Source organism: Sporosarcina sp. G11-34 (assembly GCF_026931025.1).
The window spans coordinates 25,343-39,760 of the sequence record NZ_JAHNZW010000006.1; the positions used below are offsets into that span (position 1 = coordinate 25,343).

Consider the following 14,418-nt stretch of genomic DNA (forward strand, 5'->3'; position numbering starts at 1 on the left):
CATCCCTTCCAGTATAAACAATTAAAATTAACTTACTCTTAATAATAGCCGATTAAAGGCATTAAGAAAAGGAAAAAAGAAAAAGGGTAACCCTTCACCCTTTTCCCACTACATATACCAACCGCCATTTACCTTCAGTATTTCACCTGTTATATAATCTGCTTTGCCACTAAGAAGAAAACTTACCGCATGTGCTACATCCTCCGGTTTTCCTTGTGACATCAATGGTATTTCGTCGATAATCATTTGCTTTTCGTCCAGTGGAATGTCTTCATTCATACGCGTTTCAATCCAGCCAGGTGCAACCGCATTTACTCGTATGCAAGAATAGGCAGCTTCTTTCGCATACGCTTTTACAAATGCATGTTGCGCTCCTTTTACGGCAGAATACATCACTTCCCCAGCTGCACCCGTATTCCCCCATATTGAACCAATAAAGACGACATATGACTTTTCAAACGTGCGAAGCTGTGGCGAAACAAGTCCTATAAACCGCGCTGGATTTTGCACGTGATTTTTCCAAAGGGCATCCATGTCGTCCGCTGTTGTCTCAGACAATAATTTATACATCTCTTGCCCATTCGCAACGACAACGGCACCTATATTAGTCACACTTTTCGCCAGAATGTCGGCACCGTCCACTTTTGACAAATCACTGTGAATCATTTTAAAATCCGATTTAGGATAATTCAAATGCAATTCCGTTTGAAGCTTTAGTGCTTGTTCCAAGTTGGTATTGAAATGAATATAAAGCGACCACCCATCAGCGGCGAGATCCCGGCAGATTTCCTGCCCAATCCCACCCGAAGCACCGAGGACAACACAGTAACCGCGACGCGTCATGCTTCTTGTTTAGCTGGAACTACTTTGAATACTGTATGTCCACTGTCGTCGCTAAATGTCTCAAACGCATCCTTTAAGTTCACAAGCGTCATTTTTTCAAGGACCGAAACAACGTCGAATAAATTCATGCGATTAAAAGTGTAACGAGTAAATTGATTGGCTATAAATTCAGGGGAATTTAATGACCGCATGAATTGCCCAATCTTCTTCTTCCTCATTCGGTCTACATCTGTATCTGTAATTGGCCAAGTTGCCGTTGCTTCTTGAATCGTCTTTCTTATTGACTTTTCGAGGCCTTCTGGATTGTCTGTATCCGATACAATCATTGCAAATCCATAACCCTTTTCCATTGAGAAGTCATACGAATAAGATTCGTCTATGAGTCCATCTCTGTATGCAGCCGTGTAAAAATTGGATGATCGTCCAAACAAAATATCGAGGACGAGACCCGCTGACAACTCTTGCATCAGCATCTCTTCTCCTTCAATATCCGTATTCGTACACTTCATTGCAAAACTCATTTTTGGCTTCGTGACATCCATCGTAATGGAACGATCACTTATTGCAGCCGTATTTGGTTCTTCAGGATATTCACGTACAATTTCAGCTGGTTCATTGAACGTTTTACTGTTTTGATCTTTTTTAATAAAGGCCATCATTTCTTCTGGATTTACCGCGCCAACGACGAATAACACCATGTTTGACGGATGATAGAACGTTTCGTAACATTCATATAAATAATCTGCTGTTATATCTTGAATCGATTCAACCGTTCCGGCGATATCAATCTTCACTGGATGCTCATGGAACATATTTTCAATTGCTCCAAAATATAACCGCCAATCAGGCAGATCATCATACATCGTTATTTCTTGGGCAATAATGCCTTTTTCTTTTTCTACAGTTTGTTCAGTAAAGTAAGGTTCTTGAACAAAATCAAGAAGTGTTTGTGTGTTCTCATATAGTTGATCGGTTGCCGAGAAAAGATAAGCTGTTCTTGTAGATGAAGTAAATGCGTTCGCAGATGCTCCTTGAACACTAAATTTCTGGAACACATCGCCATCTTCTTTTTCAAACATTTTATGTTCAAGAAAATGCGCAATTCCGTCTGGAACAGTAACAGCTTCTTCTTTACCATTTGGTATAAACGTTCGGTCAATCGATCCGTATTTCGTCGTAAAAGTAACGAACGTTTTGGAGTAACCACGTTTCGGTAATATATAGACGTCTAGCCCGTTAGGAAGTTTCTCGTTATACAATGTTTCCTGCAAGCTTTCAAATTCAATTTTCTTCAACGTCGGCAGCCTCCTTCCCTGATAGCAAATAGACAATCTCTAAGTCGATTTCCGATGCCATCTTTTGAACATCTTCTTTTGTGACCGATTCCCATGTAGAAATGAGTTGATCGGCGGTGAAGTTTTCATCAAGCTCTTTAAACTGATCAAATACTTCAATCTGCCCTTTTGCAGAATCGAATGTACTTTTAATTCCATTTTTCAATAATGCCGTCGTCTGTTCGAGCTCAAGATCTGTAATTTCTCCATTTTGCAACGCCGTTAGCTGTTCAGTAATCAATTTCACAGCCTTGTCTTCTAGTTCTGCATCAATACCTGCCATTACATAAACAAGACCATAATGGGATGAATACGAACTAGATGAATAATACGCCATGCTTTCTTTTTCACGCACATTCATAAATAATTTACTATGCGCAAATCCACCGAAAATGCCATTTGTCACTTGCATTTTAGGATAATCTGGATGATGGAATGTGACTGGGGTACTGAATCCCATATGAAGCTTTCCTTGCTTCATATCTTGTTGTTCACGAACATGTTGAATTTCAGTCGATTCACTTACCGACTGTTCAACAGTTACATTTTGTTGACGTACGGGACGTCCCTCAAAACGCAACACACTTTGCAACTTTGCAATAATATTCTCTTCATCGATATCCCCGACAACGTAAATGTCGATTTCATCTTCGTTCAACATTTGATGATAAGCCGACAAAATCCCTTCGAGCGTCAGCTTATTTACGTCTTCCTCCGTACCGTAAGAAGAAGCAGAAGTTGAACTATTAGGTCTTAAAATTTCAAGCATTCTTTTTTGCGCATATCTTGCCTTATCATCATATTGCGAACGAATCCGTTCAACGACAGACCTTTTTTCTCGGTTGACGATCGTGGAATCGAAATTTCCGTCAACCATGTTCGGTTCAAAAATCACCGTTTGAATTAACGAAATGACGTCTTCAAGCACACCGTCACTTTGTAAATACTCATCATTTACACATTCCACACTTAGCGACATGATATGTGTATTTCCACGTTTTCCAACGTCCGTGTAAAGCACTGTTCCATACAGCTCATCTAACGCGTTACCAAGTTCGCTTTGTGTGCGGTACAAGCTATTGGAATCTTGTAGTACGTTGGCAAGTACTGAACGGGCAGAAGCAGACTTTTCGTCAAGATTGCCTTTCCATTTAATCGAAAAGTTAACTGTTTTAAATTGGTCAGACTTTCGAGTGTATAATGTAACGCCTTCTTGAACTTTTGTTTTTCTGAACATTTTAACACCCCTGTTTTTGTTAATATGCGGAATCCTCACTTCACTATACATTCCGATTGTAGAAGTAGGCAAATAATCCGACGAAAATAATCAATTGTATCATAAGTAGAAGATAATAAAAGCCGATTCGATACACTAAAAAAACTGCCCGAAGTCAGAAGTAACCGACTTACATGGCAGCTTTTTATTATTAGCGATTGCCTTTAATATATGGTTGTCCATTTGCTTTTGGAGCATTCGCCCTACCGATGAATCCAGCAAGTGCAAGAATCGTCAGTACATAAGGTAAAATGTGAAGATATACCGTCGGAACATTTTTCAAAAATTCAATGCTCGGAGCACTAATTGCAAGGGCTTGCGCAAACCCAAAGAACAAGGCCGCGCCCATCGCACCTATTGGATGCCACTTACCGAAAATCATCGCGGCAAGTGCCATAAAACCTTGACCATTAATTGTTGCGTGACCAAAATCATTTGTCATTGTTTGAGAATAAATTGCACCACCAATACCCGCAAGACCACCCGAAATGATAACGGCAATGTACCGAATACGTGTGACGTTAATCCCCATCGTATCAGCAGCCATTGGATGTTCACCAACCGAGCGAAGACGAAGGCCAAATGGCATTTTATAAATAATGAACCAAGCAAGAATCGCAACACCTATCGCTAAAATAGAAGAGCCGTATATTCCTTTGAAAAACATCGGTCCAATAAAAGGAATGTCTTGTAAAAACGGAACATTAAAGCGCGGGATACTACGTTGGATAAAATCCGTTTGTCCTTTACCGAAAACCATTTTCACCGTAAATAATGCGATAGCAATCCCAAGCATGTTAATAGCTACGCCTGAAACAACTTGATCGGCACGAAATGTAATCGATGCGACCGCATGCAATATAGAAAATATTGCCGAAACAATCATTGCTACAAATAACGCAAGCCATGGTGTCCACGCGCCAAATGTATCTGCATAAAACAAGTTGAACATAATACCTGTAAAAGCACCCATTACCATAAGCCCTTCAAGGCCTATATTGACAACACCAGAGCGTTCGGAAAATACCCCACCGATAGCGGTAAAAATTAGAGGCGCGGCATATGAAATTGTTATTGGTATGATAAAATAAAGTAAATCTAGAAAGCCCAATTTACTTCGCCTCCTTTTTCTTATTCATCCGGTTAAGAACGACACGTATGATATATCCGGATGCTACGAAGAAAATGATGAGCGCAATAATAATAGAAACAATTTCTAGCGGAATGTCTGCTTCATTCGGCATATTACCCGCACCGTATTTTAAAGAACCAAATAATGATGCACCGAAAATAACTCCGAGTGGTGTATTAGCACCTAACAGCGCAACTGCAATGCCATCGAATCCAATGCCCGTAAAGCCGCCTGAGATTGCCATGAAACCAAATGTTCCAAGAGCTTCCATTGCACCTCCAAGACCTGCAAACGCACCGGAAATAACCATTGAAAGAACGATATTTTTATTAACATTCATCCCTGCATATTGCGATGCATGATCGTTAAAACCTACCGATTTAAGCTCATAACCTGTTTTCGTTTTTTCAAGAATAAACCACATGAAACCAACCATTGCAAGTGCAACAAGGATCCCATAATGAAGTGTTGAAAAATCGGTGAGATTAGATAAAAATTCAGAACGTAAGGACGCTGTTTCTTTAACTTTACCTGTTTTAAAATCCCCACCCGACACCGTTTTTATAAGTGCATTTACTGTATGAAGTGCAATATAGTTCATCATTATTGTTACAATAACTTCGTGAACCCGAAATTTTGCTTTCAAAATTCCTGGTACAAACCCCCAAAGAGCTCCTGCCAAAGCCGCAGCTAAAAGGGCGAACGGCAAGTGAATTATTTTCGGAAGATCAAATGCAGTTCCTACGTAGGCAGCAGCAAACCAGCCCACAATAAGTTGACCCTCAACACCTATATTAAATAATCCGGTACGGAATGCGAATGCAACTGCAAGCCCTGCTAAAATGTATGGGCTAATTTGCCGAATCGTTTCACCCATTGCATATACATCTCCGAAAATACCATTATACAATGCGATATATCCTTTAACCGGATCATATCCGCTCACTGACATGACAACTGCTCCGACGAGTAAGCCAAGTATAATAGATATGACAGGCACCAATAAATTGACGACTCTATTTGACATTGTCACTGTCACCTTCTTCCAAAACAACTTCGTCTCCAACAATTATCATTTCTGCTTTTGAATGTCCCGCCATAAGGAGTCCAAGCTCCTGTTCTGTTGTTTCCGTAGGTTTCACTGTGTCAATAATTATGCCGTCATATATAACTGCAATTCGGTCGGATACATTCATTACTTCATCGAGCTCAAATGAGATTAGTAAAACCGCTTTACCTCGGTCCCGTTGCTCGATTAGTCTTTTATGAACAAATTCAATCGCTCCGACGTCCAAACCACGTGTCGGTAATGCTGCAATGAGCAAATCTGGATCACGGTCCACTTCGCGCCCAATAATAAGTTTCTGCTGATTCCCACCCGACAACGAGCGCGCTAACGCATGCTCACCTTGTGATCGAACATCGTATGCTTCAATAAGTTCTTTTGCTTTTTCAGAAACAAGCTTGTAATTCATAATCCCTTTATTCGAAATGGGTTTCTGATAATAGGTTTGAAGCACTGCATTATAACCAACCGTAAAATCAAGAACAAGACCATGTTTATGTCTATCCTGGGGAATATGACCGATTCCTGCTTGGGTGATCTGACGCGGTTTCTTGCCCGTAACATCTATCGAATTGATTGTGATTTTACCACTTTTCACTTTCTGGAGTCCGGTAATCGCCTCGATAAGTTCAGATTGCCCGTTTCCATCAATACCTGCAATCCCAACAATTTCCCCTCTTCGAACCGAAAGATTTAACCCTTTTACTTTTTGAACGCCGCGGGAATCTTCTACGATAAGATTCTCAACTTTCAATACTTCTTCGGTTGGATTCGAAGGGCCTTTCTCGGTCTTAAATGACACTTGACGACCAACCATAAGTGTTGCCAGTTCTTCTGGATTTGTTTCTGACGTAATAACCGTTCCAATGCCTTCACCTTTTCTGATGACAGTAACACGATCTGAAACATCCATTATCTCCTGAAGTTTATGTGTGATTATAATGATTGATTTTCCCTCTTCAATCAACTTCTTCATGATTGCAATCAATTCGTTGATTTCCTGTGGTGTTAACGAGGCTGTAGGTTCATCAAAAATAAGAATATCCGCACCCCGATAAAGCGTTTTCAATATCTCAACACGTTGTTGCATACCAACTGAAATATCTTGTATTTTTGCATACGGATCGACATTTAAACCGTATAGCTTTGAGATCGCTGCAACCTTGTTCGCCGCTTCGCGAATATTAATTATCCCCATTTTCTTCGGTTCATTACCTAAAATAATATTTTCAGTTACTGTTAAATTCTCAACAAGCATAAAATGCTGGTGAACCATTCCAATACCAAGATTGTTTGCAACGTTCGGATTGGTTATGTCAACCTTTTGACCACGAACCCGGATTTCTCCGCCTTCAGGTTGATATAGCCCGAAAAGAACATTCATCAAAGTCGATTTCCCTGCACCGTTTTCTCCTAACAGTGCGTGAATTTCACCTTGTTCTAATTGCAAAGTAATATTATCATTTGCAACAAAATTACCGAATTCTTTTCTTATATTTAACATCTCAATGACGTATTCCACTGGGCCCACTTCCTCGCAATTGGGATTTATAGTTTAAATTAGTACAAGAAAAAGCTCCATTCTTGGAAATCTTTCTTGTATTAATTTTTAAATGTACTTCGTAAAATAAAACTATGAAAGCCGGGTCACCCCAGCCTTCACAATTCTATATATGATTATTATTTTGTTGGTTTTTCTGGCACTTCAATTTTGCCTTCAGCAATCTCTTTTGCAAACTCATCAACTTTATCTAGAACTTCTTGTGGAATTGCACCGCGTGAATCAGCAAGTGCAATCGCACCATCGGCCAAACCATATCTCGTTATTTCGCCGCCTGGAAATTCGCCCTTAGCAGCAAGTTCCGCAGTTTTCATAACAGCTAAGTCAACACGCTTAAGCATTGAAGTTAATGTAATGTTGGCATCACCAACTTTACCTTCTTCATATTGGTCGGAGTCAACACCGATTACCCAAACATATGCGTCAGGATCTACTGCTTTACGTTCTTTTGCTTCTGCAAAAACACCGTTACCCGCGCCACCCGCGGCGTGGAAAATAATATCTACGCCAGAAGTATACATACGATTTGCCGCTGCTTTACCAAGTTCAGCTTTATCGAAGTCACCCGTATACTGTACATCTACTACAATGTCAGGGTTAACAGTTTTTGCCCCTGCCACGAAGCCTGCATGGAAGCGTTCAATAACCGGAAATTCCATGCCACCTACAAAACCAACCTTATCTGATTTCGTCATTAGTGCGGCTACAGCACCTGCAAGAAAAGCACCTTCTTGCTCTTTAAACATAATGCTTGCTATGTTTGCAACATCGGATTCTTCATCTACAAGCCCAAACATATTATCTTTATGTTGTGATGCAATTGTTTCAAGTGCATCTTTCAGTAGGAATCCAACACCATAAACTAGGTCAAAATCGCGACGTACAAGTCTGTTCAAATTCGCCTCATATTCAGATGCATCAGTCGACTGTAAGTAATCGTACCCGCCATCGCCTTTTTTAAGATTATTTTTTTCCCCGTAGTCTACAATCCCTTTCCAAGCCGATTGGTTGAACGATTTATCGTCAACACCGCCCGTATCTGTTATCATCGCAACCGAAAATGCTTTTTCAGTTGATTCAGATGGAGCGGTTGTACCGTCTTTCTTTGCGTCTTTTTCTTTATCCGTTCCGCATGCACCAAGAATTGTACCGGCAGCTAGAAGCATTGATAATGCAAGACCAAATTTGCGTTTACTCAATAGTAACTCCTCCTATTTTTTTTTTATAGTAGGACGCATATGCGTCTTATACCCGTTTTCTTACAACATGGAAACTAAATTTGTCTGCCCGAAAATAGTTTTTCGAATACAGAACCATTTCGCCCTCTTCACTATAATGCTTTTGAAAAAGGACTAGTAGCGGGACGTCAATTCCGCACCTTAAAATGGAAGACGCTTCATCGTCATAGCCAACAGGCTCAATATGGGCCACCGCTTGATCGATTCGAATCTCTCCAGACTTTTCAATTGCGTCGAATATAGATACGTTTAACAGTTCTTCAGTTCCTAGAGGTAAATTTTTCGACAAAACATTGTCTATGCAATAAACGACTGGATCTCCATCCGCTGTGCGTACCCTTTTTATTGTAACAAGCTTGTCTTCATTATTGCAATCAAACTTAGCAATATCTTCTTCACTCGGATCCGATTCAGAAACGTCCATAAATATTGTACCGGGTTCCATACCTGCTTTACGAATCATTGTAGATACGCTCGATAATTGTTCGATACCGGATGTAAATAACGGCTTAGGATTAACAAACGTTCCCACGCCATGTTTTCGAACAATAACTTTTTCCTCTTCAAGCAAACGAAGTGCCTCTCTTAGTGTCGCACGACTTACACCCAATTCCCTTGCGAGTTCAAATTCAGAAGGAAACCGTTCGTTCACTTTAAATACACCCGTTTCAATGTCTTTCTTCAATCGTTCAATTACTTGTAAATAAAGGTGTCTTTGATCCGACTTTATCATCATTGCATCCATCACCGCCTTCACCGAGGTCAGACCTCTGATGTTTTACAACGTTACTAATTAACCATACTATATCACTTTCGGCTTATAAAATAAACAAAGTCTTTATATATTTTTATTTCACGTTTTAGGAAAGCATATCTACTTCATCCTTCGCTATTAATACTTGCCGCGGTTTGCTCCCTTCTGGCGGTCCAACCACACCCCGCAACTCCATTTGATCGACAATTCGTGCAGCCCTGGAATAGCCCACTCTAAAACGACGTTGCAGCATCGATACGGAAGCCGTTTGTAGTTCGGTGACAAGTTGCACGGCATCGTCATATAATTCGTCCGTCTCCTCATGAGGAGCTACTTCCACAATATCAGTCGGAATCATTTCTTCTTGATATTGAGCTTTTTGCTGCTCAATAACAAAATCGACAATTGCTTCAACTTCGCTGTCGGATACAAACGCACCTTGTATACGAACAGGTTTAGAAACACCAGCTGGTAGGAATAGCATATCGCCCCTTCCTAAAAGTTTTTCTGCGCCGCCACTGTCAAGAATTGTCCGCGAATCAATCGCAGATGAAACAGCAAATGCAATACGCGATGGAATATTGGCCTTAATAACGCCCGTGATTACATCGACACTAGGGCGCTGGGTTGCTATTATAAGATGGATTCCCGCGGCACGTGCCATCTGTGCAAGACGAGTTATGGAATCTTCCACATCACTTGAGGCAACCATCATTAAATCCGCCAATTCATCGACAATAACGACGATATACGGCATCCGTGGATGTTTCTCTTCATTTTCTTCGTTCCAAATATCAATATGATCGTTATACCCTTCTATATTGCGCGTACCTGTGTGTGAAAATAATTCGTAGCGTCGTTCCATTTCAGATACAACTTTTTTTAACGCTTGTGATGCTTTTCGCGGATCCGTCACAACCGGCGCAAGAAGATGTGGGACCCCGTTGTACACATTCAGTTCCACCATTTTCGGGTCAATCATCATCATTTTTACTTCATGAGGTTTTGTACGCATTAAAATACTAATAATAATTCCATTTATGCATACACTTTTCCCGCTACCCGTTGAACCGGCAATGAGAACATGTGGCATTTTATTGAGTTCCGCCAACATAGCCTGTCCAGTTACATCGCGGCCAAGGGAAATCATTAATTTTGAATCTGGACGGTTGTTTTCCTTTGCTTCAATTACTTCACGCAAACTAACAACCGCAATATCGCTATTTGGAACTTCGATTCCAACTGCTGATTTCCCGGGAATTGGTGCTTCGATTCGAATATCGCTTGCTGCGAGTGCGAGTGCGATATCATCCGCCAAACTGACAATTCGACTTACTTTGACACCTGTGTCAGGTAATACTTCATATTTCGTCACAGCGGGTCCTAAATGGACTTGTGTAACACGTGCTTTTACACCAAAACTTAAAAAGGTCCGTTCAAGCTTTTGAGCGTTTGCCTGAATGGAGTCATACTCTGCCGATTGATCGTTGTAAGGTGTTTCTTTTAGCAAAGTTGCCGGTGGTAAAATATAGGATTCATTCTCTTCTTCGCCTGTTACGCCAGTGTAATTCACAACTTCCACAACACTCTCTTGTTGTACTTCAGCGGCGCGTTGTTCATCAGGACTTATTTTTTCGATTCGTTCACTAAAGGCTGAAATAATTGGTTGCGCCGGTATTTCTTCTATTTCAATTGTTTGATGTGTCGGTTCCGGGGCAACAGTTTCATTTTCTGCTTTAACTTTGTTCTTTGAACCGTTAGCCTTTGTTTTTTCAACTTTCTTTTTAACCGGTTTCTTTTCTTGACGTACACTATTGGAAATGTTCCCCTTTATCGTTGCAAGTAGTGGGGGTAATTTTTCTGCCGCGTAAGGAACAATTGCTTTTCCCGTCAAAAGGATAAGCCCTACCGAAAATAACAAGATCCCCGCAACCGTTGCGCCCGCAGACTCAAATAAAGAAAAGAACAGTGCAAAAAGGAATGCACCAGCCATTCCACCACCAAGCGCTCCGCTCCTTGTAGTAATCCCGTCATTTGTTACGAGAACTTTCCATGTTTCTTTAAGTACGGAGTCAGATAGTAAAGTTCGACTCGCATAGAGCTCCTTAAATAGTTGAACGTGACTCAAAAGAATAATACTTGCTAGGACAAATAAACTTCCAATGACAATCCTATTATTCAATCCACCAACTGTTCTATTAATCATAAAAATAAGAGCTTGAACGATTAGTAATAATGGCATTGCACCATACCAGTTACCGAAAACGAACATAGATAACGACGTAAGTCCTCTTCCCACCGGGCCAAATTCAAATATCATAATAACGGCCAAGCTAATCATTACTAGGCCAATGACTTCATACAATAAAGGATGCAGTCCCGAATCTTTCTTTTTTCTAGCGTTTGGTTTCCTATTCCCTGTTTTTCTTTTCTTAGCCATGTGCGTCCTCCTTTCGATGTATTTTTATGAAAAAAGGATTTCCCGCCGTTCAATTGGCAAGGAAATCCTTCGAAGCGGTACTATTATCAATATTCCATAATAATTGGGATAATCATCGGTCTTCTTTTCGTTTGTTGGTACAAGTATGAGCTTAGCGTGTCGCGAATCTCTTGCTTTATGTTTGTCCAATCAAATGATTTTTTATTCACATGCTTTTCAACAATTTTTCGAACGAGCTTCGTAGACTCTTCTAAAAGTTCTTCCGATTCACGAACATAAACAAATCCCCTTGAAACAATTTCAGGTCCCGAAGCGATGCGTTTCTGTTTGCGATTCAATGTAACAACAACAGTGAATATACCATCTTGGGATAGAAGCTTTCGGTCACGTAGCACAATGTTGCCAACGTCGCCAACACCAATTCCATCGATAAGAATATTACCCGCTTGAACCCGCCCGCTCATGCGCATTTTGTTTTTATTATATTCAACAATATCGCCTTTATCTGCGATGAAGACACTTGTTTTCGGAACGCCAGTTTGCTGCGCGAGTTTCGAATGGGCAATCAGCATACGGTATTCACCTTGAATAGGTATAAAATATTTAGGTTGCATTAAGTTCAGCATAAGCTTCAAGTCTTCCTGGCTACCATGACCCGAAACGTGAACTTTTCTGCTTGAAGTAAGGACAGATGCCCCAGCTTGTGCAAGATCGTTCATCGTTTGGTTCATTTCAACTTCCATACCAGGTGATGGTGTAAATGTTATTAGTACCGTGTCCGTTTCTTTAATACGAATATCATTATGGTGCTTGCGAACAATTTTAGCGAGCGCATCTAGTGGCTCCCCTTTGTTACCTGTCACAATAATAACAACTTTTTCGTCGTCATATTTATCAATATCTTGGACTGGAATAACAATGTCATCTTCAATTGTTAAATACCCCAGTCTCATACCTACTTCAAAATAACTTTCTAAACTTTTTCCAACGACCGCTACTTTTTTACCTGATTCAACAGCGGTATCAAAAACTTGCTGAATTCGTATGAAGTTTGACGCATAAAGAGCAACAAGAATTCTACCTTCTGCACTGTGGAACGTTTTCGACAAATGCGTTTCGATGACTGATTCCGACGTCGTGTAGCCAGGTCGTTCTGCTTCAGATGAATCTGACATTAAGATAAAGACACCTTGCTCACCAAGTGCAGCCATTTTCGCAATATCTGGACGATACTTACCTTTAGCTGCTTGGTCAAACTTAAATTCTCCTGTGTGAACAATGGCACCCTCACTCGTATTAAAAACAATTCCAAGCGAATCGGGGATACTATGCGTCGTGTTGAAAAAAGTTACATGTGTCCGTTCAAAATTCATCCGACTTTTGTTTGTCACTTCAAAAAACTTGATCCCTGGTGGTGCTGGCATTTCTTTTAAATGTTCTTTTGCTAGCGCAATTGTTAGCTTGGATCCGTATACGGGTGCTTGTACTTTTTGTAACAAGTAAGCAATCGAACCAATCGCATCTTCATGACCATGCGTTAAGAAAATCCCTTTTACACGCTCTTTATTTTCTTCGATGTAAGAAATGTCTGGAATAACAATATCAATTCCAAGCATTTCCCCTTCCGGGAACATCAGTCCACTATCTACAATAAATAATTCTTCATCAATTTCAACTACGTACATCGCTTTACCTATTTCCCCTACTCCACCGAGAGGGATAATTCGAATTAATTCATTTTTAGTTTTTGACACATTGTTTCCTCCTATTTCCAATTCCCGTTCCTAACGACTATGTTTCATTATACGGGACAAAACCTTCCTGTACAAACAAAAAAAGCCGGAAATCGATTCCGGCTTTTTTTAACCAAAAATATGACGGTTTTCTTCGTATGTTTTCCATACTTTATCGAAATCAGTATTCTGATTTTCATATGCAACTAATGGCAGTCTTACACCGCCTACATCAACACCGATTTTATTCAAAGCATACTTTACAGGAACTGGATTCGGCGCGGCAAACATAGCTTGGAACAACGGAACAAGCGCACGATGCATAGCTGCCGCCTCGGCGTTTCTACCTTCTTTAAAAGAGGCGATCATTTTCTGTATGTCGTTTCCTACGGCATGTGCCGCAACTGATATGATTCCGTTACCCCCAATTGAAAGTAGCGGAAGCGTCAACGAATCATCCCCACTATAGACAGCAAAACCTTCATCTGTTCCTGATATGATAGCTGCCATCTGCTCAAGATCTCCGCTCGCTTCTTTCACAGCACGAATATTCTTGATTTTTGATAGCTCAATAGTTGTTTCTGGAAGCATATTGACGATTGAACGACCTGGAATATTATACAGAAGTACAGGTAAAGAAGTTTCTCCTGCTATATGGGAAAAATGCGCGTACATCCCTTTCTGATCAGGTTTATTGTAATAAGGCGTCACGAGCATTATTCCATCGACACCCATTTTTACAGCCGATTGTGTAAGTAATACGGATTCTGCGGTTGAATTCGTACCTGTTCCAGCAATAACTGGAATACGCTTGTTCACTGTTTCAACCGTAAATGAAAGAAGCGGCGCTGTCTCTTCTGCTGTTAACGTAGGAGATTCTCCAGTCGTTCCGCTAACTATTAACGAATCCGTCCCATTTGCAATTAAATGTTCGATTAGTTTTTCTGTTTTATCATAGTCGATAGCACCCGTAGATGAAAAAGGAGTCACCATCGCTGTAGAAACACGTCCAAGTTCCATTCTTATCGCTCCTCATTAATA

The 14,418-nt window shown here is 40.5% G+C and carries 11 protein-coding genes; all 11 read right to left on the reverse strand.

The genetic code is table 11. The features are described from left to right. Window positions 1-108: 108 nt before the first annotated feature. Complete coding sequence (gene ymfI, locus KSU66_RS09725) at window positions 109-843, reverse strand: elongation factor P 5-aminopentanone reductase (RefSeq protein WP_269051255.1); 735 nt, start codon at window positions 841-843, stop codon at window positions 109-111. Continuing rightward, window positions 840-2,138: an EF-P 5-aminopentanol modification-associated protein YfmH gene (gene yfmH, locus KSU66_RS09730; RefSeq protein WP_269051256.1), complete on the reverse strand. Its 1,299-nt coding sequence runs from the start codon at window positions 2,136-2,138 to the stop codon at window positions 840-842. The genes ymfI and yfmH overlap by 4 nt, the downstream gene beginning before the upstream one ends. After that, complete coding sequence (yfmF, locus tag KSU66_RS09735) at window positions 2,125-3,414, reverse strand: EF-P 5-aminopentanol modification-associated protein YfmF (protein ID WP_269051257.1); 1,290 nt, start codon at window positions 3,412-3,414, stop codon at window positions 2,125-2,127. Before yfmF ends, yfmH begins: the two co-directional genes overlap by 14 nt. 190 nt (window positions 3,415-3,604) lie before the next feature. Then, window positions 3,605-4,564, reverse strand: coding sequence for an ABC transporter permease (locus KSU66_RS09740; RefSeq protein ID WP_269051258.1), 960 nt, complete (start codon window positions 4,562-4,564; stop codon window positions 3,605-3,607). Between the two features lies 1 nt (window position 4,565). After that, window positions 4,566-5,612, reverse strand: a complete 1,047-nt coding sequence (locus KSU66_RS09745) for an ABC transporter permease (RefSeq protein WP_269051259.1) — start codon at window positions 5,610-5,612, stop codon at window positions 4,566-4,568. After that, window positions 5,602-7,173, reverse strand: a complete 1,572-nt coding sequence (locus KSU66_RS09750) for an ABC transporter ATP-binding protein (RefSeq protein ID WP_269051260.1) — start codon at window positions 7,171-7,173, stop codon at window positions 5,602-5,604. The genes KSU66_RS09745 and KSU66_RS09750 overlap by 11 nt, the downstream gene beginning before the upstream one ends. 158 nt (window positions 7,174-7,331) lie before the next feature. Next, a complete protein-coding gene (locus KSU66_RS09755) occupies window positions 7,332-8,411 on the reverse strand; it encodes a BMP family lipoprotein (protein WP_269051261.1) in 1,080 nt (359 codons plus the stop codon). Window positions 8,412-8,457: 46 nt separating this feature from the next. After that, complete coding sequence (locus KSU66_RS09760; RefSeq protein ID WP_269051500.1) at window positions 8,458-9,186, reverse strand: GntR family transcriptional regulator; 729 nt, start codon at window positions 9,184-9,186, stop codon at window positions 8,458-8,460. A gap of 124 nt (window positions 9,187-9,310) precedes the next feature. After that, complete coding sequence (locus tag KSU66_RS09765) at window positions 9,311-11,644, reverse strand: DNA translocase FtsK (protein WP_269051262.1); 2,334 nt, start codon at window positions 11,642-11,644, stop codon at window positions 9,311-9,313. Between the two features lie 86 nt (window positions 11,645-11,730). Next, the gene (locus KSU66_RS09770) at window positions 11,731-13,398 is read right to left on the reverse strand and encodes a ribonuclease J (protein WP_269051263.1); all 1,668 of its coding nucleotides are present in this window, start codon (window positions 13,396-13,398) and stop codon (window positions 11,731-11,733) included. A 108-nt stretch (window positions 13,399-13,506) separates the two neighbouring features. Further along, on the reverse strand, window positions 13,507-14,397 hold the full coding sequence (dapA, locus tag KSU66_RS09775) for a 4-hydroxy-tetrahydrodipicolinate synthase (protein WP_269051264.1): 891 nt from the start codon (window positions 14,395-14,397) through the stop codon (window positions 13,507-13,509). Window positions 14,398-14,418: the final 21 nt, after the last annotated feature.

Excerpts from the sequence above, each read along its gene's own strand:
- KSU66_RS09765 (WP_269051262.1), bottom strand. The coding sequence starts at position 11,644 with ATGGCTAAGAAAAGAAAAACAGGGAATAGGAAACCAAACGCTAGAAAA.
- ymfI (WP_269051255.1), bottom strand. The coding sequence starts at position 843 with ATGACGCGTCGCGGTTACTGTGTTGTCCTCGGTGCTTCGGGTGGGATT.
- dapA (WP_269051264.1), bottom strand. The coding sequence starts at position 14,397 with ATGGAACTTGGACGTGTTTCTACAGCGATGGTGACTCCTTTTTCATCT.
- KSU66_RS09745 (WP_269051259.1), bottom strand. The coding sequence starts at position 5,612 with ATGTCAAATAGAGTCGTCAATTTATTGGTGCCTGTCATATCTATTATA.
- KSU66_RS09760 (WP_269051500.1), bottom strand. The coding sequence starts at position 9,186 with ATGATGATAAAGTCGGATCAAAGACACCTTTATTTACAAGTAATTGAA.
- yfmF (WP_269051257.1), bottom strand. The coding sequence starts at position 3,414 with ATGTTCAGAAAAACAAAAGTTCAAGAAGGCGTTACATTATACACTCGA.